The organism is Cronobacter condimenti 1330, from assembly GCF_001277255.1.
Lineage (GTDB): Bacteria > Pseudomonadota > Gammaproteobacteria > Enterobacterales > Enterobacteriaceae > Cronobacter > Cronobacter condimenti.
The window spans coordinates 493,421-517,341 of sequence record NZ_CP012264.1; the positions used below are offsets into that span (position 1 = coordinate 493,421).

At 58.0% G+C, this 23,921-nt stretch carries 25 protein-coding genes and 1 other RNA gene; 10 read left to right on the forward strand and 16 right to left on the reverse strand.

Annotated elements, in window-relative coordinates:
* Positions 1 to 110 precede the first annotated feature (110 nt).
* Together tnaA and mtr are read left to right on the forward strand one after the other, a co-directional pair.
* Entirely contained in the window at positions 111 to 1,499 is a 1,389-nt protein-coding gene (gene tnaA, locus AFK62_RS02330; protein ID WP_053531689.1) for a tryptophanase, read from the forward strand.
* A 210-nt stretch (positions 1,500 to 1,709) separates the two neighbouring features.
* On the forward strand, positions 1,710 to 2,954 hold the full coding sequence (gene mtr, locus AFK62_RS02335) for a tryptophan permease (RefSeq protein WP_007673126.1): 1,245 nt from the start codon (positions 1,710 to 1,712) through the stop codon (positions 2,952 to 2,954).
* Positions 2,955 to 3,015: 61 nt separating this feature from the next.
* Here mtr and AFK62_RS02340 read toward each other — a convergent pair whose 3' ends face one another.
* The 3 genes from AFK62_RS02340 to ubiU form a co-directional block, all read right to left on the reverse strand.
* Positions 3,016 to 4,026, reverse strand: coding sequence for a luciferase-like monooxygenase (locus AFK62_RS02340; RefSeq protein ID WP_007673125.1), 1,011 nt, complete (start codon positions 4,024 to 4,026; stop codon positions 3,016 to 3,018).
* Between the two features lie 152 nt (positions 4,027 to 4,178).
* A complete protein-coding gene (locus AFK62_RS02345) occupies positions 4,179 to 5,057 on the reverse strand; it encodes a U32 family peptidase (RefSeq protein WP_007673120.1) in 879 nt (292 codons plus the stop codon).
* 10 nt (positions 5,058 to 5,067) lie between these two features.
* Positions 5,068 to 6,063, reverse strand: coding sequence for a ubiquinone anaerobic biosynthesis protein UbiU (gene ubiU, locus AFK62_RS02350; protein WP_007673118.1), 996 nt, complete (start codon positions 6,061 to 6,063; stop codon positions 5,068 to 5,070).
* Positions 6,064 to 6,311: 248 nt separating this feature from the next.
* Between ubiU and ubiT the strand changes: the two genes are divergently transcribed.
* Entirely contained in the window at positions 6,312 to 6,836 is a 525-nt protein-coding gene (gene ubiT, locus AFK62_RS02355; RefSeq protein WP_007673115.1) for a ubiquinone anaerobic biosynthesis accessory factor UbiT, read from the forward strand.
* The gene (locus AFK62_RS02360; RefSeq protein ID WP_007673112.1) at positions 6,830 to 7,333 is read left to right on the forward strand and encodes a GNAT family N-acetyltransferase; all 504 of its coding nucleotides are present in this window, start codon (positions 6,830 to 6,832) and stop codon (positions 7,331 to 7,333) included. Before ubiT ends, AFK62_RS02360 begins: the two co-directional genes overlap by 7 nt.
* Positions 7,334 to 7,335: 2 nt before the next feature.
* On the opposite strand, the gene AFK62_RS02365 is transcribed toward AFK62_RS02360, so the two are convergent.
* A complete protein-coding gene (locus AFK62_RS02365) occupies positions 7,336 to 7,623 on the reverse strand; it encodes a GIY-YIG nuclease family protein (protein WP_032984444.1) in 288 nt (95 codons plus the stop codon).
* Positions 7,624 to 7,688: 65 nt separating this feature from the next.
* On the opposite strand from AFK62_RS02365, the gene AFK62_RS02370 reads away from it, so the two are divergent.
* Complete coding sequence (locus tag AFK62_RS02370) at positions 7,689 to 8,123, forward strand: YhbP family protein (protein ID WP_007673107.1); 435 nt, start codon at positions 7,689 to 7,691, stop codon at positions 8,121 to 8,123.
* Here the strand turns inward: AFK62_RS02370 and AFK62_RS02375 are convergent.
* Positions 8,103 to 8,621, reverse strand: coding sequence for a type 1 glutamine amidotransferase domain-containing protein (locus tag AFK62_RS02375; RefSeq protein ID WP_007673104.1), 519 nt, complete (start codon positions 8,619 to 8,621; stop codon positions 8,103 to 8,105). The genes AFK62_RS02370 and AFK62_RS02375 overlap by 21 nt on opposite strands.
* Positions 8,622 to 8,765: 144 nt before the next feature.
* On the opposite strand from AFK62_RS02375, the gene AFK62_RS02380 reads away from it, so the two are divergent.
* Complete coding sequence (locus AFK62_RS02380) at positions 8,766 to 9,416, forward strand: NAD-dependent epimerase/dehydratase family protein (RefSeq protein ID WP_007673101.1); 651 nt, start codon at positions 8,766 to 8,768, stop codon at positions 9,414 to 9,416.
* A 77-nt stretch (positions 9,417 to 9,493) separates the two neighbouring features.
* Complete coding sequence (locus AFK62_RS02385; protein ID WP_007673099.1) at positions 9,494 to 10,534, forward strand: permease; 1,041 nt, start codon at positions 9,494 to 9,496, stop codon at positions 10,532 to 10,534.
* A gap of 138 nt (positions 10,535 to 10,672) precedes the next feature.
* Here AFK62_RS02385 and dolP read toward each other — a convergent pair whose 3' ends face one another.
* From dolP to AFK62_RS02405, 4 genes are read right to left on the reverse strand one after another with little or no spacing between them, the layout of a single operon-like run.
* On the reverse strand, positions 10,673 to 11,248 hold the full coding sequence (gene dolP / locus AFK62_RS02390) for a division/outer membrane stress-associated lipid-binding lipoprotein (RefSeq protein ID WP_007673092.1): 576 nt from the start codon (positions 11,246 to 11,248) through the stop codon (positions 10,673 to 10,675).
* A gap of 9 nt (positions 11,249 to 11,257) precedes the next feature.
* Positions 11,258 to 11,848: a DnaA initiator-associating protein DiaA gene (diaA, locus tag AFK62_RS02395; protein WP_007673089.1), complete on the reverse strand. Its 591-nt coding sequence runs from the start codon at positions 11,846 to 11,848 to the stop codon at positions 11,258 to 11,260.
* Positions 11,849 to 11,874: 26 nt separating this feature from the next.
* Positions 11,875 to 12,270: a YraN family protein gene (locus AFK62_RS02400; RefSeq protein WP_007673086.1), complete on the reverse strand. Its 396-nt coding sequence runs from the start codon at positions 12,268 to 12,270 to the stop codon at positions 11,875 to 11,877.
* Positions 12,228 to 14,312, reverse strand: coding sequence for a penicillin-binding protein activator (locus AFK62_RS02405; RefSeq protein WP_053531690.1), 2,085 nt, complete (start codon positions 14,310 to 14,312; stop codon positions 12,228 to 12,230). The genes AFK62_RS02400 and AFK62_RS02405 overlap by 43 nt, the downstream gene beginning before the upstream one ends.
* 63 nt (positions 14,313 to 14,375) lie before the next feature.
* Here AFK62_RS02405 and rsmI point away from each other — a divergent pair, with 63 nt between their 5' ends.
* Together rsmI and rnpB are read left to right on the forward strand one after the other, a co-directional pair.
* Positions 14,376 to 15,236, forward strand: a complete 861-nt coding sequence (rsmI, locus tag AFK62_RS02410; protein ID WP_053531691.1) for a 16S rRNA (cytidine(1402)-2'-O)-methyltransferase — start codon at positions 14,376 to 14,378, stop codon at positions 15,234 to 15,236.
* A 59-nt stretch (positions 15,237 to 15,295) separates the two neighbouring features.
* Positions 15,296 to 15,670, forward strand: an RNA gene (gene rnpB, locus AFK62_RS19965) — RNase P RNA component class A.
* 56 nt (positions 15,671 to 15,726) lie between these two features.
* Here rnpB and AFK62_RS02415 read toward each other — a convergent pair.
* From AFK62_RS02415 to AFK62_RS02420, 3 genes are all read right to left on the reverse strand, one after another.
* Positions 15,727 to 16,263, reverse strand: a complete 537-nt coding sequence (locus AFK62_RS02415) for a fimbrial protein (protein WP_226991867.1) — start codon at positions 16,261 to 16,263, stop codon at positions 15,727 to 15,729.
* 312 nt (positions 16,264 to 16,575) lie between these two features.
* On the reverse strand, positions 16,576 to 16,752 hold the full coding sequence (locus tag AFK62_RS22550; protein ID WP_007666259.1) for a hypothetical protein: 177 nt from the start codon (positions 16,750 to 16,752) through the stop codon (positions 16,576 to 16,578).
* Between the two features lie 35 nt (positions 16,753 to 16,787).
* Complete coding sequence (locus AFK62_RS02420; RefSeq protein ID WP_032984055.1) at positions 16,788 to 17,489, reverse strand: pirin family protein; 702 nt, start codon at positions 17,487 to 17,489, stop codon at positions 16,788 to 16,790.
* Positions 17,490 to 17,590: 101 nt separating this feature from the next.
* Between AFK62_RS02420 and yhaJ the strand changes: the two genes are divergently transcribed.
* Positions 17,591 to 18,490, forward strand: coding sequence for a DNA-binding transcriptional regulator YhaJ (gene yhaJ / locus AFK62_RS02425; protein ID WP_007666253.1), 900 nt, complete (start codon positions 17,591 to 17,593; stop codon positions 18,488 to 18,490).
* On the opposite strand, the gene AFK62_RS02430 is transcribed toward yhaJ, so the two are convergent.
* From AFK62_RS02430 to AFK62_RS02445, 4 genes are all read right to left on the reverse strand, one after another.
* Entirely contained in the window at positions 18,487 to 19,500 is a 1,014-nt protein-coding gene (locus tag AFK62_RS02430) for a substrate-binding domain-containing protein (RefSeq protein WP_032984056.1), read from the reverse strand. The genes yhaJ and AFK62_RS02430 overlap by 4 nt on opposite strands.
* Before the next feature lie 28 nt (positions 19,501 to 19,528).
* On the reverse strand, positions 19,529 to 20,938 hold the full coding sequence (locus tag AFK62_RS02435) for a sucrose-6-phosphate hydrolase (RefSeq protein ID WP_007666247.1): 1,410 nt from the start codon (positions 20,936 to 20,938) through the stop codon (positions 19,529 to 19,531).
* Positions 20,938 to 22,308 (reverse strand): sucrose-specific PTS transporter subunit IIBC, encoded by a 1,371-nt coding sequence (locus tag AFK62_RS02440; RefSeq protein ID WP_007666244.1) that lies wholly within the window; start codon positions 22,306 to 22,308, stop codon positions 20,938 to 20,940. The genes AFK62_RS02435 and AFK62_RS02440 overlap by 1 nt, the downstream gene beginning before the upstream one ends.
* 72 nt (positions 22,309 to 22,380) lie before the next feature.
* Positions 22,381 to 23,895 (reverse strand): carbohydrate porin, encoded by a 1,515-nt coding sequence (locus AFK62_RS02445; RefSeq protein ID WP_007666241.1) that lies wholly within the window; start codon positions 23,893 to 23,895, stop codon positions 22,381 to 22,383.
* Between the last annotated feature and the right edge of the window lie 26 nt (positions 23,896 to 23,921).

Genomic DNA, 23,921 nt, shown 5'->3' on the forward strand with positions numbered 1-23,921 from the left:
CTCCTCCGTTTTTTCAATCACGCTTTTTTAAATTATTGCCTTTGCGGGTAAGGTCTTTCTGACGCTGTTATTCAGGGCCACCTGCGGGCGACGTACGTCGGAGAATTAACATGAAACGTATCCCTGAGCCTTTCCGTATTAAGATGGTCGAGACCATTCGCATGACTACCTGGCAGGATCGCGTCAACGCGCTGGAAGAAGCTGGTTACAATCCTTTTTTATTGAATAGCGAAGATGTTTATATCGATCTGCTGACGGATTCTGGCACCGGTGCCATGAGCGACCGCCAGTGGGCAGGCCTGATGATGGGCGACGAAGCCTACGCGGGCTCGCGCAACTACCAGCATCTGTGCGAAAAGGTGAAAGAGATTATCGGTTACCCCTTTACCATTCCCACCCATCAGGGCCGCGGCGCAGAGCAAATTCTTTTCCCGAGTCTTATCGCACGCATTCAGTCTCGCCGCCCGGTATTTATTTCCAATTTCCATTTCGACACCACTGCCGCGCACGTGGAATTAAACGGCGCCAGAGCGATTAATGTTGTTACGCCGAAAGCATTTGATACCGTCTCCTGGTATGACTGGAAAGGCAATTTCGATATTGACCAGTTAAAGGCGACGATTCAGGAACAGGGCGCAGAAAACGTAGCGGCGATTATTACCACGATCACCTGTAATAGCAGCGGCGGGCAGCCGGTGTCGATGCAAAATATGCGCGAAGTCTATGAGATTGCGCGTAAGCATAATATTCCTGTGGTCATCGATTCGGCGCGTTTTTGTGAAAATGCCTGGTTTATTAAGCAGCGCGAAGCGGGCTATGAAAATAAGAGCGTGAAGGAAATTATTCGCGAAATGTACCAGTACGGCGACATGCTGACGATGTCTGCCAAGAAAGATGCGATGGTAAATATCGGCGGGCTATGCTGTTTTCGCGAGGACGAAGCGCTCTTTAATGAAGTGCGCATCCGCTGCGTACCAATGGAAGGGTTTGTGACCTACGGCGGGCTTGCCGGCCGCGATATGGAAGCGCTCGCCATTGGGCTGGAAGAGGGCACCAACGAAGATTTCCTCGCCTACCGTATTCATCAGGTGGAATATCTCGGCGAGCGCCTGCGCGCAGGCGACATTCCCATTCAGTATCCCACTGGCGGCCATGCCGTGTTTGTTGATGCGAAACTGTTGCTGCCGCACATTCCGCCTGAACAATTTCCGGCGCACGCGCTCAACAACGAACTCTATCTGGAGGCAGGCATCCGTAGCGTTGAAATCGGCTCCCTGCTGCTGGGGCGCGATCCGCAAACGGGTCTGCAAAAGCCTTCTCCGATGGAGCTGTTGCGTCTGACCATTCCCCGCCGCGTCTATACCAATGATCATATGGACTACATCGCCGACGCGCTGATAAGCGTGAAGCAACGTGCGAGCAAAATCAAAGGGCTGACTTTTACCTATGAGCCACCTGTGCTGCGCCATTTTGTTGCACGGCTCAAGCCTGTCGCCTGATCCCCGTAGGGCGCGCACGACGCGCCCTCTGTCGCTGTAGCGAGAATCAACGTGCTGTGCCAGTGAACGCTGGCTGATTAATCCGCTGTTGTACTGCGCCTCCCCAGCGCAATACGTCACGATCCATGTGGAGCGTAATTTTTTCTCCTGATTGTACTAATGTACTGGTACAATGAATCGTCCGGGTTACTTTTTTCACAGGAATGCATTATGACCACACTTATTGCCCGCAGCGCCTCACCTTCGCTTTTGAGCGGCGTTGTGATTATCGCCGGAACGATCATCGGCGCGGGAATGTTCTCTTTACCTGTGGTGATGTCCGGCGCGTGGTTTTTCTGGTCACTGCTTGCCTTGCTGTTTACCTGGTTTTGTATGCTTCATTCAGGGTTAATGCTGCTGGAGGCCAATCTTAACTATCACATCGGCGCAAGCTTCGACACCATGACCCGCGACCTCCTGGGCAAAGGCTGGAACGTGGTGAACGGCGCGGCCGTCGCGTTCGTGCTCTATATCCTGACGTACGCCTACATCTCCGCCAGCGGGTCGGTTATCCACCATACGCTCGCCGGACTGTCTCTTGAGGTGCCAGCGCGGCTTGCCGGGTTTGGCTTTGCGCTGGTCGTCGCATTTATTGTCTGGCTTTCTACCAGCGCGGTAAGCCGGATGACGGCAATTGTCCTTGGCGGTAAAGTCCTCACGTTCTTTCTGACGTTTGGCGGCCTGCTGGGCCACGTTGAACCCACGACGCTCTTCAACACGCTGGAAGCGAGCCCGAGTTATACGCCTTATGTTCTGATGACACTGCCGTTTTGTCTGGCATCGTTCGGCTACCACGGCAACGTGCCGAGCCTGATGAAATATTACGGGAAAGAACCCGGCACGATTATTCGCTGTCTGCTCTGGGGAACGCTGATTGCGCTGGCGCTCTACGCCGTCTGGCTGCTGGCGACGATGGGTAATATTCCGCGCCCGGAATTTATTGGCATCGCGAAAGCAGGCGGCAATATCGATGTGCTGGTGAGCGCGCTGAGCGGTGCGCTGAATAGCCGGACATTAGACGTGCTGCTCATTGTGTTTTCCAATTTTGCGGTGGCGAGCTCGTTCCTGGGTGTGACGCTGGGGCTGTTTGATTATCTGGCGGATCTTTTTGGATTTGACGATTCACCGCGCGGGCGGCTTAACACCGCGCTGCTGACGTTCCTGCCCCCGATGGCAGGCGGGCTGCTGTGGCCGAACGGGTTTCTGTATGCGATTGGTTATGCAGGGCTCGCTGCGACAATCTGGGCGGCTATTGTTCCGGCGCTGCTGGCGCGGGCGTCACGGCAGCGTTTTGGCAGCCCACGCTTTCGCGTCTGGGGCGGCAACGGCATGATTGCGCTGATCCTGCTCTTTGGGCTGGGCAATGCGCTGGTGCATCTGCTTTCAAGTTTTAATCTGTTGCCGGTTTATCAGTAACGCTTGCTCGCTTTGCGCCCTCTCCTTATGGGAGAGGGCTGTAATGAGGGCCACGTCCCCCTTAACCGAGTAACTCTTCGCGTACCTGCATGGCGAGATCGAACGAATGCAGCCGCGCTTCATGGTCGAAAATCTGGCCGTTAACCATAATTTCATCTGCGCCGGTTTCACGCAGCACCGAGTGCAGTCCGTGGCGGATCTTCGCTTTATCGCCGACCAGCGACATGCTGAGCGCCTGCTGTACGCCATATTGCTCAGCCGGGCTCCAGAAGCTTTCCATCGATTCAATCGGTGGCGGCAGCTGGCCGGTTTCGCCACGGCGCAGTTTCACAAACGCCTGCTGCATCGAGGTGAACAGGAATTCCGCATCGCGGTTACTGTCGGCGGCGACGATATTAATGCATACCATCGCATACGGCTTCTCAAGTCGTTCTGAAGGCTGAAAATGGGTGCGGTAGAGGTGCAACGCCTGGAAGAGCATATCCGGCGCAAAGTGCGAGGCAAACGCGAACGGCAGACCCATCTGGGCGGCGAGCTGCGCGCTATAAAGGCTTGAGCCCAGCAGCCACACCGGAATTTTGGCGCCATAGCCCGGTACCGGACGTACCGCCGGGTTTGGGTCGCGGGCGTCGAACCAGTCCGTTAGCTCTTTCACATCGCGCGGGAAGTTGTCGATATCGTTATTCATATTTCGGCGCAGCGCCATCATGGTGCGCTGATCGCTGCCCGGTGCACGACCAAGGCCCAGTTCAATACGGCCCGGATAGAGCGCATCAAGCGTGCCGAACTGCTCGGCAATCACCAGCGGCGCATGGTTTGGCAGCATCACGCCGCCGGAGCCCAGACGCAGTGTCGTGGTGTTGGCGGCGAGATAGCCAATCAGTACCGACGTCGCCGCGCTGGCGATGCCGGTCATATTGTGGTGCTCCGCCAGCCAGTAGCGGTCATAACCGCGCTTTTCTGCGAGGCGCGCTAAATCGAGCGAGTGATGGAACGCCTCACGGGCGGAGGAGCCTTGCGGGATCGGCGCGAGATCGAGCACTGAGAAGGGCACAACAGATTTATCAGACATAACGGCTCACTTAATTACAGCATAGCTATCAGATTGAAGGTCTTCTTCCAGCCTGGCGCATTTCGGGGATTTTGCCCGGGCGCCAGCCGGAAAGCTGTCCTTTCATACTGCATGAACTCATGCAAAATGCTGTTAACAAAGTGAGCCTTTTCTTACGCCTGAAGCGCCATCCCGGCGAGCCGCCGCCAGTAGCCGTTGCAGTCGCTGTGTGCCGCAAGCGGAAGCGGCGCAGCGCCAGTTTCATTAGCCCGGAAGGCATCAAGCACCGTGAGCGTCTCCATGCCCATCGGCGAGAGGCGCACCATATCCACAAGCCCTGTCATCGAGGCCAGCTCGTTGCCGAGGTTATAGACGTAGCCGCTCATGGTCTGAATGCCGTTTAGCACAAACACCTGGCTATTTTCCTGCGACAGCATGCTGCGCCCGTTAGGGTATTTGATACAGCAGGTTTCACACTCGTCTTTAGGACGGTCTTCGGATCGGGCGGTAAAGCAGCGAGCGGAGTAGGCGAGTGGTAAATGACCGTAGCTCAGCACTTCCACTTCAAACTTATCGCGAATGCCCAGCGTATCGCACTGCTCGAGGAGGTTCACCAGCCAGTCGCGCGACAGCTCCACCGGCATACACCAGCGTGTCATGCCATCTTTAAGGAGCAGGCGCAGCGTGACGGCGTTATAGCAGTTGAGCGCGTGTCCGGCGACGAAAGGCAGCTTGCGCTCCGCCGCCAGCCCCACGGCGCCAAAATCATTGGCCTCAATCAGAAACTCGCCGTTGTCGATATAGCGCTTCAGTTCGTTGAGTTCAGACGGTGCCTGCACCAGCGCAAGCGTTGAGAGCACCACCTGTTTGCCGCTTGCGGCGAGCGTTTTGGCAAGGGCCAGCCAGTCGGCGACTTTAGTCTCGCGCCGTTTGCTGCACACGGCTTCGCCGAGGTAAATCACATCGGCACTACTTGCCGCCGCCGCGTCATAAAAGCTCTCAAGCGTGGCTTTCGGCCAGTAGTACAGCACTGGCCCTAACGAATATTTCATGCGGCTCTCCTTACTGCCATTTGCGATGGTACGCGCCAAGCGTCGTCTGGGTGCCTTCGGCCATCGCGCCGAGCGCGTCCATCCAGGCCGGTTGCGGTGCAAAACGCTGCGGATCGGCCTGACAACGGTCAATAGCCTGACGCCACACCTTCGCGACCTGGCTTACGTAGGCCGGGCTGCGCTGGCGCCCTTCGATTTTCACTGAGGCGATATTGGCCGCTAACAGCTCCGGCAGCAGCCCCAGCGTATTGAGACTGGTAGGCTCTTCAAGCGCGTGGTAGCGCTGTCCATCCACCAGATAACGGCCTTTGCACAGCGTCGGATAACCGGCGTTTTCGCCTTCCTGATAGCGGTCGATCAGCACGTCATTGAGGCGCGATTCCAGCCCCTGATCCGTTTGCTGCCAGCGCACAAAACGGGCCGGGGAACACGCGCCAACGGTATTAGGCGACTCGCCAGTCAGATAAGAAGAGAGATAACAGCGTCCTTCCGCCATGATGCACAGGCTGCCGAAAGCAAAGACTTCCAGCGGCACCGGCGTGACGCGGGCTAACTGTTTCACCTGATGAATGGATAAGACGCGCGGCAGCACTACGCGGGCCACATCGAAATGGCGCTGATAAAAGCGGATGGCGGCTTCGTTCGTGGCGGAAGCCTGTACCGATACATGGCGCTCAACGTGTGGGTAGCGGGCGGCAGCATATTCCAGCATCGCGATATCAGCGAGGATCAGCGCATCGGCACCCAGCTGTGCGGCCATATCCACCGCGCGCTCCCAGCGCGCGTAACCATCGGGATGCGCGAACGTATTGATAGCGATGTGCAGCTTGCGGCCATGTTGATGCACATAGTTCACCGCATCCTGTAATTTCTTCTCGGTAAAATTCAGGCCAGCGAAGTGGCGGGCGTTGGTATCGTCTTTCAGACCGATATAAACCGCATCCGCGCCATTATCGATGGCCGCCTTCAAAGCCGGAAGGTTACCGGCGGGGCAAAGCAACTCCATAGCGTGTCCTGAAAATAAAAGCAGGCCGCATTGGGCCTGGCGCGCTGCGCAAAGGCAGCGAAATTGTTAACGAACGGCGATTTTAGTTAACCCGCCCGCGACAATTTTTGATTTAAGGCAGCTAATGTCGTATTGATGGCATCTATAAAGGGGTACCCGTGAAGGCGCAAAGCTTGATTTGAACCGCTATCCCATTTGGCTGATATGGCACAATAACGGCCACTGTGATTTGGCAAGGAGAAAAGCCCGTGTTGAAGAATCTGCGTTCCTGTCTGGTACACCTTGGCCCTTCGCTGCTGAAAGCGCCGGTGGCCTTAACGCCTTTCGCTATCAAGCGCCAGGCGCTGGAGCAGCTGCTCGGCTGGCAATTCCGCCAGGCGCTGGCGGATGAAGAGCTGGCCTTTCTGGAGGGCCGCTGGCTCGGTATTGAGGTGCGCGACATCGGCCTGCGCTGGTTCACGTCGGTGGAAAACGATACGCTTATCGTGCGTGAAGAGGCCGAAGCGGATGTGATGTTCCGCGCCGACGCGGCCGATCTACTGATGATCGCCGCGCGCAAGCAGGATCCCGACACGCTTTTCTTCCAGCGTCGTCTGGTGATTGAAGGCGATACTGAATTAGGGTTATATGTGAAGAACTTGATGGACGCCATTGAGCTCGACGCGATGCCGAAACCGCTGCGCGTGATGCTGCTGCAACTGGCGGACTTCGTTGAAGCGGGGCTGAGCGTCTCGCCGCTAACTAAAGCACATTCCATAGGTGAACCATGCTGATTCGTGTAGAAATCCCCATTGATGCGCCGGGCATCGACGCTTTACTTCGCCGCGCTTTCGGACGCGACGACGAAGCGGAGCTGGTGCATGCGCTGCGTGAAGACGGGCTGTTAACGCTGGGGTTAGTCGCAACGGACGATGAAGGACAGGTTGTCGGTTACGTCGCCTTCAGCCCCGTCACTATTGCGGGCGAAGAGCGGCAGTGGCTGGGGCTTGCGCCGCTGGCGGTCGATGAGTCCTGGCGCGGGCAGGGGATTGGTCGTCAGTTAGTATACGAAGGGCTCGATTCGCTGAATGAATTTGGCTACTCGGCAGTCGTGACGCTGGGCTTGCCGGAATTCTATAACCGCCTGGGTTTCGAACCTGCCGCCCGCTACGATCTCCACTGCCGCTGGCCGGGCGCCGAAGCGGCGTTTCAGGTGCATCGCCTTGCCGATGACGCGCTTGATGGCGTACATGGCCGCGTGGATTACCACGACCATTTTAACCGTTTCTGATCTCAGGGCGTTTGCGGCGCGTTCGCCATCGCTTCAAACGCCAGCTCCCCCGCGACCAGTTGCTCTTTCTGCCGTTTCGTCAGTTGCTTGATGCGATACTCGGCGCGTAGCGCCTCGGAGCGAGTGCCCACGGGCGTGCTGAACACCAGCGTCAGCTCGCCTTTACCACGCAGCGCCTTTGCGCCCTTGCCGCGCTGATGCTGGGTGAAGCGGCGCGCCACATCGGTAGTGATGCCGGTATAAAGCCGGTTATCCGCACAGCGGATCAGATAGAGAAACCATTCTTCCATAATGAATATCAGCGACAGCCACGACTGGCCGCACCTTAACATGATTATCCCTGACAGGAGAACCAATGGACGAACTCGACGCCATCAGCAAATGGCTGGCCAAACAGCATGTCGTCACCTATTGCGTTGGGAATGAAGACGCGCTCTGGTGCGCGAATGCGTTTTACCTTTATGACCGCGAGCGCGTAGCGTTTTATCTGTTGAGCGATACCAAAAGCCGGCACGGCGAAATGGCAGGCACACTTGCGCGTGTGGCGGGCACCGTCAATGGGCAGACCAAAACCGTGGCGCTAATACGCGGCGTGCAGTTTGCGGGGGAATTACGGCTGGTGGAAGGACCGGAAAGCGAAGCCTTGCGCGAGCGCTATAACCGCCGCTTTCCGGTGGCCAGGGTGATGTCCTCCCCACTGTGGGAGATCCGTCTTGATGAAATCAAGTTCACTGACAACACCCTGGGGTTTGGTAAAAAACTCGCCTGGTTACGCGCCGAGCAGGCGTAACGCCTCGCGGTTAAACGCAGGCAGATCTTCCGGGGTGCGGCTGGTCACCAGTTGATCTTTGTCTATCACCACTTCCTGATCGAAGAATTCCGCCCCGGCGTTTTTCACATCGATAACGATAGGCTTCACGGCGGTGAGCTTACGCCCACGGATCACATCTGCGCTAATCAGCAGTTGCGGGCCGTGGCAGATAGCAAAGACCGGTTTGCCGGTATTGACGAAATCGCGCGTGAAGGTGACGAAGCGATCGTCGCCGCGCAGGCTGTCAGGCGAATGGCCGCCAGGCAACAGCAGGGCGTCAAAATCCGCCGGGCTGACGTCATCGATAGATTTATCGATTGTAACCGTTGCCTCGCCCTGTTTGCCGGTGACGGTTTTCCCCGCTTCTTTCTCAATGGTGATCACTTCATGCCCGGCTTTGCGGTACTCCGCGGCGGGGGATGTGAATTCCGAATCTTCGAATTCGTCAGTGATTAAGACTGCAATCTTCTTGCTCATTACGCCTCCCTTGGTGTCTTTACAGAACGGTGATGTGCAGTAATGGCTTTTGCCAGAAATGGTAAATACTTAAACCACACAGACTATTAAGCCTGGTTGAGGGCGCTGACATTGCAAGGCAGAAGATTCTGCAAAGGAGCCATCATGAGTCGAGTACTGATAACCGGCGCGAGCGGACTGGTGGGCAGCCATCTGTTACGGATGCTGGCTGACGAGCCGCGCGTGTCGTCAATTATCGCGGCGACCCGCCGTCCGTTGCAGGTCGCGTTAAATAAAGTAGAAAACCCTCACGATCCGCAGCTCTCCGACGTGCTCACACAGCTTGATACGCCGCTGGATCTCGTTTTTTGCTGCCTCGGCACTACACGGCGCGAGGCAGGCAGTAAAGAGGCGTTTATCCTGGCCGACTATTCACTGGTGGTGGACACTTCGCTTGCCGGGTTACGGCTTGGCGCAAAGCATATGCTGGTGGTCAGCGCGCTTGGCGCTAACCCGAACTCACCGTTTTTCTACAATCGCGTGAAAGGTGAGATGGAAGCGGCATTAAAGGCGCAGGGCTGGCCGCGGCTTACCATCGCGCGTCCATCGTTGCTGACGGGCGAGCGCGAAAAACGCCGCGCCGGAGAGTCATTCATGGCACCGCTGTTTCGTCTGTTGCCCGGTAAATGGAAGGCTATTGAGGCGCAAACGGTAGCGCAGGCGTTGATGAACGCGGCGTTGTCGCCTGCCAAAGAGGATGTCTCCGTGCTGGATTCGGCGCAATTGCGTGAAATAGCCGCACAAACCGTGCGTTGAACAGCGTTTCAAAAATTACATCACGAGCGTAGTATTGACCGGCAAATTTTATCCCCCCTGTTTTCCAGAGGAATGTTATGGCTGGTCAGTCTTCATCTCTGGCGCTGAAATCTACCGCATGGTGGAAGCCCGCGCTGTTCTTTCTCGTTCTGTGTGTCGGTCTGTGGTACGTCAAATGGCAGCCCTATTACGGCAAAGCCTTTACCGCCGCGCAAACGCACAGCATCGGTAATTCGATACTTGCTAACGCGCAGGATAACCCTCTGCGTGCGGCGCTCGATTATGCCGGCATCTATTTTCTCGCGGTCTGGAAAGCGGCCGTTCTTGGTGTGCTGCTCGGCTCGCTGATTCAGGTGTTGATCCCACGCGACTGGCTGGTGCGCACACTCGGTCAGCCGCGTTTTCGCGGCACGCTGCTGGGGACGCTGTTTTCTCTGCCGGGAATGATGTGTACCTGCTGTGCTGCGCCAGTGGCTGCCGGCATGCGTCGCCAGTCAGTATCGATGGGCGGCGCGCTGGCGTTTTGGCTTGGTAATCCGCTGCTGAACCCGGCGACGCTGGTCTTTATGGGCTTCGTGCTGGGATGGGAGTTTACGCTCATCCGCGTGGCCGCAGGCCTGGTGATGGTGATTGGCATCGCATCGCTGGTGCAGCGTTTTGTGGCCGACACGCCTGCGCCTGCGCTGCCTGAATCGGCGCTGCCTGCAGAAGCCCCGCAGGGCAGCTTTATGAAGCGCTGGGGACAGGCGCTCTGGACGCTGTTCTGGAACACGATCCCGGTCTATCTGCTGGCGGTACTGGTGCTGGGCGCTGCCCGCGTCTGGCTGTTCCCGCATGCCGATGGCGCCGTAGGTAATACGCTGCTCTGGGTGCTGGCGATGGCAATAGTAGGTTGCCTGTTTGTGATCCCGACCGCAGCGGAAATTCCGATTGTGCAGACGATGATGCTCGCCGGTATGGGCTTTGCGCCAGGGCTTGCATTGCTGGTGACGCTGCCGGCAGTGAGCCTGCCGTCGCTGATTATGCTGCGTAAGGCGTTCCCGGCGAAAGCATTGTGGCTGACCGGCGGTATGGTGATGCTTGCAGGTGCGGTCACAGGCGCGCTGGCGCTGATGTAGTGGGTTATGGCGCGGTGTATCCCATGAGCCTGGTTTGTCGGGCGGGCAAGCATTGCGCCCTCTGCCGCAAGACCGATTAAAACATCAATGGAAATGATGTGAACCCTCTCCCCGGCGGGAGAGGGCTTAGGTGAAGGGTTACTTAATGTAGGTAAACGCGGTGGTCACGTGCTTCACGCCGCTCACGCGGCTTGCGGTATCTGCCGCTGCGCGGCCTTCGCGCTCGGTCACCAGACCCAGCAGGAACACTTCGCCATTTTCGGTCGTCACTTTCACATTAGACGATTTCACCTGATCGCTTCCGAGCAACTGTGAGCGCACTTTGGTGGTAATCCAGGTATCCGACGATGCGGTGCCAAGCCCAATCGGCTGGCCGTTGCGGATCTCGTTAAACACTTCAGTCGCGCCTTCCACGCCCATGGCTATCTGTTTCGCACGGGACGCCAGTTCCGGGTTCGGCGACTGGCCGGTCAGCAACACTTTGCCCTGATACGCGGTGACATTGATGCGCGCTTCTTTCTTCAGTTGCTCATCTTTGCCAAGCGCAGTATTTACGCGCAGCTCCAGCGTACCGTCATCAACCTGAGTACCCACACTGCGCGGATCGGTCGCGGCTTTGGTGCCGACGGCTGCCGTTCCGACGACAGCTGCGGCGACGCAGCCCTGCAGCACAAGCGCGGTCATCACCACCGCGAGGGGTTTAATGGCCTTCATGAGTACTCCTTAATCATCCTGGTGTGGAAATAATGTGTTATCGATTAAATCGCACAGGCAGTTTACCGTCAGCATGTGCATCTCCTGAATGCGCGCGCTGCGATGGGAGGGGATACGGATCTCCACATCCTGCGGGCCCAGAAGCCCGGCCAGCTCGCCGCCGTCGTAGCCCGTCAGCGCCACGATAGTCATATCGCGGGTCACAGCAGCTTCAACGGCTTTGACGATATCGCGACTGTTGCCACGCGTGGAGATAGCGAGCAGCACATCCCCGGCATGGCCCAGCGCACGCACCTGTTTGGCATACACTTCATCATGCAGCCTGTCGTTGCTTATCGCCGTTAAGACCACATTATCGGTATTAAGTGCAATGGCGGGTAAACTGGGCCGCTCCGTTTCAAAACGATTAATCATGCTGGCCGCGAAATGCTGCGCGTTAGCGCCGGACGTGCCGTTGCCGCAGCAGAGGATTTTGTTGCCGTTGAGGAGAGACTGAACCAGGGTCATGGCCGCACGAGAAATCGCATCCGGGAGTGCTTCCGCCGCCGCAATCTGGGTTTGAATGCTTTCCGTAAAGCAGACTTTGATTCTTTCTAGCACGATTATCCTTTGAGCGTTACGTCAGTTCAGGCGTGGAGCGAAAAGGCGTTCGCAATCCACTCGATTTCATTGCCGGTGAAGGCTAACACATCGAACCGGCAATCCACAGTATCAAAGCTCCCATTGTGGCGCGCGAGCCACAACCGGGCGGCATGTAACAATTTTTGCTGTTTGCTGCGGGTGACACTGGCGGCGGCTCCGCCATAAAGGCTGGCGCGTCGGTAGCGCACCTCGACGAACACCGTTACGCCACGGTCATTCATAATGAGATCGATTTCGCCGCCGCGCTCATGCGCATTGGCGGCGATAAAACGCAATCCCTTGCGCTCAAGAAAGGCGCGCGCCTGCGCTTCGAAGGCGGCGCCAGTCTCTTTGCGACTCAGTTGGCCGGAACCAACTGTCCTTGCTGGTATTTGAGCCACGTTAACTTCCTGTTAATCACGCAGTCCTGTGTAGCGCTCAGTGCCCCGGTGTTGCCGCTAAGCTGGAAACCGGGCACCTGGCGCATCTGGGAGAAATGGTTCGCAAGCGACCAGGCATCCACGCCCATCGCATAGAGGCGCGCCAGCGAATAGTCGTTATTCACCGCTGAAAGCGCCTGCTGCATCAGCGCCGGGTTGCTGCCTGCGAGCATCGGGATATCGCTAAACTCCAGTCCTTCCATCTCCAGACGGAAGTCCGGGCCTGCGCCACCCTGGGCGCTGCGGGAGCTGGCGTAAAGCGCCGCGCCGCTGTGGCTGCCGGCACGCATGGCGATCATCGGCTTAATCAGCGCAATTTCCGCAGGGGTCGCGAGGATATAGACCGCGTCCACTTTGCCGCTGCTGCCCGCCGTGATCTGCGCGTCGGTCGGCGGTGCCGGGATAGACAGGCCGCCGATAGTCACCGGTTGCTGCTGCGGCAAGCTGGCAGCGACAGGCGAGCCGGTCAGCGCGATGCCGGTGCCACCATTAATGTTCATCTTAAGCTCGTTAACGGAGCCAAATTTCTGTTGCAACACGGTGCCGCCACCAAGCTGCGTCCAGCGATCGGCGAAGGCTTTTGTCACACGGTCGCCCAGCGCGCTGTAAGGCACCAGCAGCAGCGGCGCACGTTTGCCTTCCTGCCAGATATGCGCGGCGGCATCGGCGGCCTCATCTTCCGGCGAGAGCGCGAAATAACACACGTTCGGGCGGTTCTGCACGGTTTCCGGCTGGTTAAGTGCCAGCACGTTCAGCGGCGTGCCGGTTTTCAGCAGACCGTCCACGCTCTCTTTAAGCAGTGGACCGACAACCAGGCTTGCGCCGTCCTGCTGTGCCTGTGCGAGGATCTGCGTGATGGTCTGTGAGCTGGTGTCATAGACTTTGATTTCCGCCGATGGGTTCGCCGGCGCAGCGGTAACCGGTGGCGCCACGGCAGGTTGCGATTCAGGCTGGCTTTGTTGTGCGACAGGCTGTGCGGCCAGATCGTCAACCGGGGCGGCGGCAGGGCTTGCCACGGCGTCGGCAGGGCTTGCCACGGCGTCGGCCGCGGCGGTCTGCGGTGCCTGATCGTTATCCGTGTTCTGCGCGGCAGCGTTATCCGCAGGCGCCGTTACTGGCGCCTGTACGGCAACCGGGCTGGTGCCCGCATTTTTTGCGGCTTCAAACCCCTGCTGAATGGCGCGACTAAAGACCGCCGCCTGGCCGTTTAACGGCAGCAACAGCGCAATTTTATCGGCGGAAGCCGGTTTGTAGTTTTGCAGGTTGGCAAGTTGCGTCGGCAGCATTTTCGCGCCCGGGTTTTGCGGATAGCGGGTCTGCCAGTCTTTTACGCCCGCCTGGAGCATTTTCGGGTCATTGCGGTTATCAAACCAGACGCGTTGCAGATCGAGCCAGCCTTGCAGCGTATTTTCGTCAGCGTTAATCACCAGCGACTTTGCCTGATCTTGCGACATCTGCGAAAGCGCCTGCCAGGTGGCGTCGATGTTTTTCTGTTTGGCCGGGCCTTGCAGCAGCGGCTCCTGCGCAATCAGGGCGCGCAGCAGTTCGAGCGATGGACGGCCCTGGCTTGCGTCAATTTTCGCCTGCCAGTAACGGGCTTTCTGCTCGTCGTTAAGATCAGCCAGATTGATTTTCTCAAGCAGCGCCAGAGCGCCCTGATAATCCTGCTGCGCGAGTTTTATCTGTGCTTCCAGCAGTGACGCTTCGCGGCGCTGGGCGTTGGTCAGGTTCTGCGGCAGCTCGCCGTACAGCGTGATGGCGCGCTCGCGTTTGCCTTCGCCGAGCAGTGCACGTATGGCGAGTAATTGCCAGTTGGTCTTGCTATCATCACGGCTTTGCTCCATCTGATGCAGATAAAAGCCTGAATCCGCTTTGGCTTCGCCCTGCATATGTGCAGTGCTCTGGTCAGGCGTCTGCGTGCCGCAGCCTGCGAAAAATAGAGCTGCCAGCAGGACAGGCAGACAACGCGCGGCTTTAGAGCCGGAAAGTTTAGAAGGTACCATGCTGTATCCAGTGGTTTTTTTCTGGTGAATGTTCAATTTTAAATCGGCAATACGGACGAAACAATGAAACAAAACGATTCGGCGCAGAATTCTCAGGGCCAGCTCTATATTGTCCCGACGCCTATCGGCAATCTTGGCGACATTACGCAACGTGCCCTGACAGTATTGCAGTCCGTCGATCTTATCGCCGCTGAGGATACCCGTCATACCGGTCTGCTGCTGCAACATTTTGCTATCAGCGCCCGGCTTTTTGCGCTACATGACCATAACGAACAGCAAAAAGCGGAAACGCTCATCGCCAAATTGCGCGAAGGACAAAACATCGCGCTCGTCTCTGACGCCGGTACGCCGCTGATTAACGACCCGGGCTACCATCTGGTGCGCGCCTGCCGTGAAGCCGGTCTGCGCGTGGTGCCGCTGCCGGGGCCATGTGCCGCGATCGCCGCGCTTTCCGCGGCAGGTTTGCCGTCAGACCGCTTCTGTTATGAGGGCTTTTTGCCAGCAAAATCTAAAGGCCGCCGCGACGTGCTGAAAGCACTGGAGCAAGAACCGCGCACGCTGATTTTTTATGAATCTACGCACCGTCTGCTGGAAAGTCTTGAAGATATGGTCGCTGTCTGGGGCGAGGCGCGTTATGTGGTACTGGCCCGCGAACTCACCAAAACCTGGGAGACCATCCACGGCGCGCCGGTAGGTGAACTCCTTGCGTGGATAAAAGACGATGAAAACCGTCGTAAGGGTGAAATGGTGCTGATCGTCGAAGGACATAAAGCACAGGAAGATGCGCTGCCGCCGGACGCACTGCGCACGCTGGCGCTGCTGCAGGCCGAACTGCCGCTGAAAAAAGCCGCGGCGCTGGCGGCGGAGATCCACGGCGTGAAAAAGAACGCGCTGTACAAATATGCGCTCGAGCAGCAGGGCTGACGGCCGATAAACCGTGATGGGGCGTGACAGCGACTGGCAAATCCTCTATACTCCGCGCCGAAGCTGACCAGACAGTCGCCGCTTCGTCGTCGTCCTTTCGGGGAGACGGGCGGAGGGGAGGAAAGTCCGGGCTCCATAGGGCAGGGTGCCAGGTAACGCCTGGGGGGGAAACCCACGACCAGTGCAACAGAGAGCAAACCGCCGATGGCCCGCGTAAGCGGGATCAGGTAAGGGTGAAAGGGTGCGGTAAGAGCGCACCGCGCGACTGGTAACAGTTCGCGGCACGGTAAACTCCACCCGGAGCAAGGCCAAATAGGGGTTCATAAGGTACGGCCCGTACTGAACCCGGGTAGGCTGCTTGAGCCAGTGAGCGATTGCTGGCCTAGATGAATGACTGTCCACGACAGAACCCGGCTTATCGGTTAGCTTCACTCCTTTAAAAACCCCGCTTCGGCGGGGTTTTTGCTTTTTTGGATCTCAAGTCGGTCGCTTAAAGATGCTGTACGGAAACGGTCAGGGATGACTGCACCTTACCTGCACTGGGGTTATCGTTTACTTTGACCATCCCGATAAAGAAGGGGAAGCGGCCATCACTTAATGGGAGGTTTTCGTTGATATTAAATCGAACACCTTCGGACGAATATAAACCGACGGCGATACCTTTTGCCGCGGTGTCGTCATTTAACGTATTGGCAAGGACAGTGCTGTCATTACTATCTGCTGCGCCGTTAAACGTCAGCGCCGTATGGGCGTAGTAATTATCGGTATCGCTATCATCTTTGCAGCCTGTACCCGTAACGGTGGCGACGACCAGTACGGATGATGTCGTATTTATTGTGCTGGTGGCGGCCGTGGGTAACTGCTCAATTTTCCGGGTCCCTAAATCGGCCGTCGTGCGGCTCAGGGACACTGAGCAACGGTAAGGCTGATTTACACTTCCGGCGATAGACAGGGTTGAGGGTTGATCCTCTGCCGCGAGGCAGGCTGTGCTCAATAACGTTAGCCCAAGTAGTGCGATTTTCTTCATATTTTACCTCTGATCATCCTCATCATTTTTTTCCTTAATCCGGAGCGAGCCCAGAATCAGCCGCCATTTTCATGAGCTGTGCGTTTGAAATTATGCTTTTGATGCGAAGGGCAGCTAAACGATGGAAAAATCAGAAACTGACAGTGTAAAGAGACACAGATGGATGTGAGACAGCGGTCGTAGTGGCGACCGGTGTGTTACCTGGCCTGCGGGATGGTTTGCCATCAGAACGGAAGAACACCCGTAACAGAGCGCGACAAAGGAAGAAAAACAGGAGCAGGCGAGCCGGCAGGCCCGCCCGGAGAGCGTACGTCAGGCGGCTTCTTCCTCGGCCAGGCGTACTTCGGCTTCAGCGATAATGGCTTCCAGCTCGCTGAGCATACAATCGTAGGAAAACTCGTGTTGCGCTCCGGCGCGTGTGTGCGCTTCCTGCATGGCGGGTGAAACAGTCAACTGCGTGACTTTCTTTTGCTGTGTGATGGTACTCATTTTCTGACTCCTGATGCAGCGATCTGCATCTTCTGTTACACCGGCAAATCTACCAGTAAAGCGCGCAGCGGCGAACCGGCGATGAGGGTTATGTTAGCCTCGTCACGAATAAATGCGCCGTCTCCGCAGGTTAATGCCTCTTTGCCGTCTGTTTCGGTTTTTGCGTGCACCGTGCCGTGGATGGATTGCAGGTACGCACGCGGTCCGTTCAGCGGCAGGCTTACGGATTCCCCTTCGTTGAGGGCGATATGCCACAACCAGACGTGCTGGCGCAACTGCAGGCTGCCGTCAGCGCCATCTGGCGAGGCGATAAGCTGGCGCGCCTGCGGGCCAATCGTCATCGTCTGCACCGCCGCGTTTTCGCGTTCCGGGCAGGCGTCGAGCCAGAGCTGCATCCGCGTTAGCGACTGATCTTTGCTCAGATTATGTTCGCTGTAACTCACGCCCGGTTGGGTGGAAAGCAACAGCGCCTCGCCCGCTTTCGCGCGCAGGTGATTCCCTTCGCTGTCACGGTATTCCGCCTCGCCGTCGAGGATCAGGTTAAGAATATCGACTTTCGGGTAAGTGCGCGGCTGAAATGCAGCGCCCGGCGCCAGCACTTCCTGGTTCAGGACACGGAGCGAAGCATACCCCAACAATTTTGGATCGAAATAGTGGCCAAAGGAAAAGGTATAGCGAGCCTGCAGCCACCCATAGTCAGCTTGCCCACACTGTTTGGCTGTTCTCGTGATAATCATAATTTACCTCTCTTGACAGGCTTTTATGTTAAGGGTGTGGACGCTGCATTGTTAGCCAGTTAATCTGCTTGGTATATTCAAATTTCCTGAACGAGAACCTGATGGCTAAAGAAAGGGCATTGACGCTGGAGGCGCTGCGCGTCATGGATGCTATCGACCGGCGCGGCAGTTTCGCCGCCGCGGCTGACGAACTGGGACGCGTGCCTTCTGCATTAAGCTACACCATGCAGAAGCTGGAGGAGGAGCTGGATGTGGTGCTTTTCGACCGCTCCGGACACCGTACCAAGTTCACTAACGTGGGCCGTATGCTGCTGGAGCGCGGTCGCGTGCTGCTGGAGGCGGCGGATAAGCTCACAACCGACGCTGAAGCGCTGGCGCGCGGCTGGGAAACGCACCTGACCATCGTCGCCGAAGCGCTGGTGCCCACGCACTGTCTGTTCCCGCTCGTTGAAAAACTTGCGTCGAAAGCTAATACCCAGCTCTCTTTCATTACCGAAGTGCTGGCGGGCGCCTGGGAGCGTCTGGAGCAAGGGCGCGCCGATATCGTCATCGCGCCGGATATGCACTTTCGCTCGTCGTCGGAAATCAATTCCCGCAAGCTTTATACGCTGATGAATGTCTATGTCGCGGCGCCGGATCACCCCATCCATCACGAACCAGAACCGCTGTCTGAAGTCACTCGCGTGAAATATCGCGGCGTGGCAGTGGCGGATACCGCGCGTGAACGCCCAGTGCTGACGGTACAGCTGCTGGATAAACAGCCGAGGCTGACGGTGACATCCATTGAAGATAAACGCCAGGCGCTGCTCGCCGGGCTGGGCGTGGCGACCATGCCCTATCCGCTGGTGGAGAAAGATATTGCTGAAGGGCGGCTGCGCGTGGTTAGCCCGGAGTCCACCAGCGAGGTGGACATCATCATGGCGTGGCGGCGCGACAGCATGGGCGAGGCGAAAGCGTGGTGTCTGCGTGAAATCCCGAAACTCTTTAACGTGAAACGTTAATCCGCCGAATGCCGCCATTGCAGCGTCGCTGGCAGGTAGCGCTGCAGCGGCGTCGGTTCATGGTCATCCACCAGTTGGGTGATCATCTCAAAGCAATCCAGCGCCAGTTGACGGCAATCCTGCTGGACGGTGTCGATACGAACCGACAGCGAATCATACAGATAATGATCGTCAAAACTCGCAAGATGGATGTCGCTTTCCAGCAGACGATGCTGGCTCATATAACGCAGCACCCCTTCCAGCAGGCCGCAGGCGGCGGTAAAAAGCGCTTTCGGTGGACGTCCGAGCTTCGCGCAAAGCGCGGCGAACATTTCATAGCCGCTACTTGGATGATAATTACCGTGAATGATCCACTCGGGGCGTAGCTCCACACCTGCCCGCGTCAGGCCTTGCTTAAAGCCTTCAAGCCGATCGCGTGTTGGAGAGAGGCGCGGCTGGCCGCCCAGGAAGTAGAACTCGTCAGGATGCTGGCGGGCAATACGCTCGACCAGGTCGGCCGTCGGCGTGACGGAATCGGTTATCACCAGCGGCAGTTGGGTGTCGTTCATATGGCGGTCGAAAAGCACCACCGGGAGTTGTTCGCTGAGCTTCACATAATCGCTGTCGCTCAACATGCTGGAGGCGACGATAAGTCCGTCCACCTGGCGCGACACCAGGTTATTGACCACTACGGTCTCCTGCCCTGGATTTTCATCGGTGCAGGAGATAAGGAGCTGAAGCCCCGCTTCGCGGCACAGCGTTTCCAGTTCATAAGAGAACACCGCGAAACCATAGTTGGTTATCTCTGGTACCACCAGGCCGAGCGTATGACTGCGGTTATTGCGCAGCAGACGGGCGTGGATGCTCGGCTGATAATGGTGTTGCTGGGCGATGGCGAGAACGCGCTCGCGCGTCTCCTGCGCGACGCGCAGCTCTTTGCCCCTGCCATTCAGCACCAGGCTGGCGGTGGCTTTGGAAACCCCCGCCAGGGCGGCGATATCACTGATAGTAACGCGTTTGGTTTTTCGCACGGCTTCGGTTCGGTTAGTGGTCAAACCCTCATTCTACCATGCAAGGGCGCAACGACCAGTAGCGCAGCCGGAGATGCGCCTGCCCTTCGAAGGCAAGCATGGCGGGTGAAGGCGGGAAATAGCGGCTGCTCATCACGCCTTCGCCGTCGTTTATAAAAATCTCGATGCTTGAGCGATCGCACAACATGTGCAGGCGCTTCACCTCGCCTTGCCAGTAGCGGTAGAGCCACTCGCCCGTGTCGAGACTGCGGCGCGCCAGACGCAGGCCGTCACGCGTCCAGTCAAGGCGCAGCGTATCGGCGACATTAAGCGTCACGTCGCCCGATGATTCCAGCATTAACTCCAGGCTTTCGGCCGCAAGCGGGGAGAGTACCGATGCCGTGCCGTCAACGTGATGCGCTTCACCGCGCAGCGCGGCCAACTCCCGCACCGGTTGCTGGCAGAGTTTGCCATCGCGCAGCGACAACTCGCGTGGACAGGTCATCTGGTGGATCCAGCCCTGTGCCACCGTCGGCTGTAGCATCTCTTCGCCGTCCGGTACGCCCATCCAGCCGATAAGCAGGCGGCGGCCATCTTCCGCAAGTGTGGTTTGCGGGGCGTAAAACTCAAACCCGGCATCCAGCTCCACCAGCGGGCCGTGGTGATATGCCGCCTGGTCGTAGTCCAGTTCACCGCACAGGTACGCGCTCGGGTAAGTATTCAGAAAACGTTTTTCTTCGCGCGTCACACCCTGTGGACAGCAGAGCAGGATAGCCTTGTCGTCCAGCATAAAGAGGTCCGGACACTCCCACATGTACCCTGCGTCGCCCAGCCCGCCGAGCGTGCTGCCGGCAATTTCACCCAGGTTCTCCCAGTTCCACAGGTTTTCGGAGCGCAGAAGCAGCACTTTGCCCTGACGTTCCAGATCCTGCGCGCCGAGCACCATGTACCAGTGTTCGCCGTAACGCCAGACTTTCGGATCGCGCACGTGTCCGGTGTAGCCGCCGGGCAGCGGCACGACCGGACCGAGCTTGTCGAAACCGCCTTCGGCGTTTTGTACCGCCAGGCACTGCCAGGCGGTGCGGGTACCGTCGTCAAACTTCACATTACCGGTATAGCAGAGCGTGAGCCGTCCGTTGTCATCTACCGCGCTGCCGGAATAACAGCCGCTGCGGTCATATTCTTCATCAGGCATCAACGCCAGCGGCTCATGCTGCCAGTGCGTCAGATCGGCTGAGCTCCAGTGCCCCCAGCACTTATGCTGATGCTGGCAGCCCAGCGCATTCCACTGATAAAACAGATGGTAACGGCCCTGAAAATGAATAAAACCGTTCGGGTCGTTCAACAGGCCGGTGACCGGCGCCAGATGCCAGTGCGGATAATGGCGATCGCCAAGCGCGACCGGCTGGCCTTTCATCACCGCCTGCAAAATGGCGGGCAGCAGCGTGGGGGTAGTCATTATTCAGCGTCCGTTTTGTATTTCCACAGGTAAGAGACCACAAAGGCGATGCAGAAGGCGATAACCATGCCGATGGCGTAGTTCAGCAGTGAACTGGCCTGCACGATAGCCATGCCCGGAATGCCGGTCAGGCCGACTGCCGTCATGCCCACATGTGTCGAAACCACCCATGCACCGCCCGCCGCGCCGCCGATAAGCCCGGAGATAAACGGCTTCACGAAGCGCAGGTTGACCCCGAAAATCGCGGCTTCCGTGATGCCGAGTAGCGCCGAGAAACCGGACGGCAGCGTAATCGCCTTCACTTTCGCATCTTTGGTTTTGAACCACACCGCGAGACACGCACCGCCCTGCGCCACGTTAGACATCGCCCAGATAGGCAGCAGGAAATTCACGCCGATAGACGGGTTGCCAAGCAGGCCTGCTTCAATCGCATGGAAGCTGTGGTGCACCCCGGTGATGACAATCACCGAATAGAGCCCGCCGAACAGCAGCCCTGCCAGCCAGCCGGCATGCGTAATCAGCGTGCTTAAAACAAGCGAGATACCGTCGCCCAGCGCACGGCCCGCCGGGCCAATCACCAGCAGCGCGACGAAGCCGGAGATAATCACGGTAAAGAACGGCGTCAGGATAAGATCCAGCGCATCCGGGATAATGCGGCGCAGCTGTTTTTCCAGCAGGCTCATGAACCACACTGCCAGCAGAACCGGGAACACCGTGCCCTGGTAGCCAATCATCGCGACCTCAATCCCGAAGAAGTTCATGGTGTGGAAACCTGCCGCCACGCCCCAGGCGTTGGTCAGCGCCGGATGGGTGAGGATACCGCCAAGCGTCGCGCCGAGGTACGGGTTGCCGCCAAACTCGCGCGCGGCGGTGAAGCCTATCAGGATGGGCAGAATGATAAACGCCGCCGAGCTGCACATATCCAGCATGATATAGAGCGCGTTATCGGGGCTGACCCAGCCGTAGGTTTTCACCATGCCGAGCAGGCCCATCAGCAGGCCGGAAGCCACGATAGCCGGAATGATCGGCACAAAAATATTGGAAAGCAGACGGGCGATACGCTGGAACGGGTTCAGCTTGCGGGCCGCCACGCTCGCCGCTTCCGATTTACTCGATTCGCTGATCCCGGCGGCAGCGATAAATGCCGCATAGACTTTGTTGACCACGCCAGTGCCGAAAATAATCTGCAGCTGGCCTGCGTTGCGAAAACAGCCTTTTACGCCTTCCACATTGCCAATGGCGGTCGTGTCGGCTTTGGCGTCATCGGCCAGCACCAGCCTCAGGCGCGTGGCGCAGTGGGCGGCGCTGGCGATATTCTCTTTACCGCCAAGCAGCGGCAGGAGCGAGCGGGCAATCTGTTCAAAATCCATAACAACCTCAGTCTTGTGGTTTTTTATGTTGTCAGCAAAGCGCAGGCCCCCGCGTGGCGAGGGCCGTTATTATCAGAACCAGGTTTCCATCTGCACGCCGAAGTTCCATTCGCCGCCAGCGGTAAACCCGCTGCTGCCGAAGGAATCGCTGGAGGCGTAGTTATCCAGGCGGTGATCCCAGTCCATCCAGGTGGCGAACAGACGCAGCTCTGGACGTTTGAGGAACTCGCCCACGTCGCCTGCTTTCAGCGTCGGCGCAAAGGTCAGCTTATAGAAGTTGCCGCTGACCGCATTGCGCGCGTTATAGCCTTCGGGGCGCAAATCCATGTACTGGTAACTGCCTTCATATTGCAGTTCGAGATTCTGGTTAATCTCCTGAATGACGCGCAGGTTCGCCGTCGCCCACTGATAGCTATCGCCTTTGACGTAACGATCTTTACTGCTCTGGGCCAGCACCGCCGGGGCAATATGCCAGCCGCCGCCGAGCGGGGTCATGCCGTACGTGGCGAGGCGCCAGGTGTCCGCCTGCGGCAGCAATGCGCCATCGGAGCCGATAGATTTCACTTCCGCGCCGAGGCCGTGACCATACAGCAGCGCGGTTTTGGAGGAACCTTCGCGCAGGCCGTAGAAGCTGTCGTTATGCAGGCCGAGCAGGGCATGCACGCCATCTTCCGCCGCGTCTTTTTTCACGCGGTTGCCGTCGATGTCCAGGCGATCTTTGTTATCTTTGGCGCGCATGCCACTCACCATCAGCTGTACCGGCCCGACATAGTTATTCATCGTCAGGATGTAGTTCTGCGCGGTGTTTTCGCTGTTTTCAATATCGCCGAAGGTGCGGCCATAAAGCGAGAAATTGCTGCGCGCGTTATCACTCCAGCGCATGTCATAGATACCCGCGCCGGTACCCGCCAGGAACACGACGTCGGAGTCAATCCAGTGAATGTCGAAGTTATCACGGTCAAAGCGTTTACCCGCCCAGACGGTGGCGTCTTTAAACGCGCCGGTGAAGGTCGGCAGGTGGCCAAGCTCGGTGAACGCCTGACGCACGTTGAGATCGCTGCTGGAGGCGGTCCAGTCGTTATAGCTGCGCTGTCCGTCGGCCACCATTACTTTAAAGCGTGTGGTCGCGCCGTTGGCGAGCGTCTGTTTATGCTCGAGGTTCATTTCGAGATAGGTATCCGGCTCGTTACCGAGACGCCCGACGTGGCCCCCGGTTTCACCTGCCGGGGTGAAGGACGGGCCGCCTTGCGTTTTCGCGGCAGAGTCGCTCATCAGCAGGCCTGAACGGGCGTAGCCGTGAAACTCAAAGCCGCCTGCGTCAGCCGCTTGCGGCGCGGGTTTCGCGGCGCTGGCTTCAACCGGTTGTGCTGCTGGCTGTTTTTGTTGGGCAACGGCCAGTTGCCGGGCCTGACGCTCTGCCGCCTCGGCGCGGGTTTCCGCGGCGCTTGCACGAGCTTCTGCAGCCTGAAGGCGCTGTTCAAGCGCCGCCAGACGCGATTCGATGCTGGTCATATTGCTGTCGGCAAAGGCTGCGGGGGCACCGGCCAGTAAGCCAATCGTCAGAGCAAGAGTGCTTTTTTTAATCATGTGTGGCATCCCTGAGGAGGAGTTAT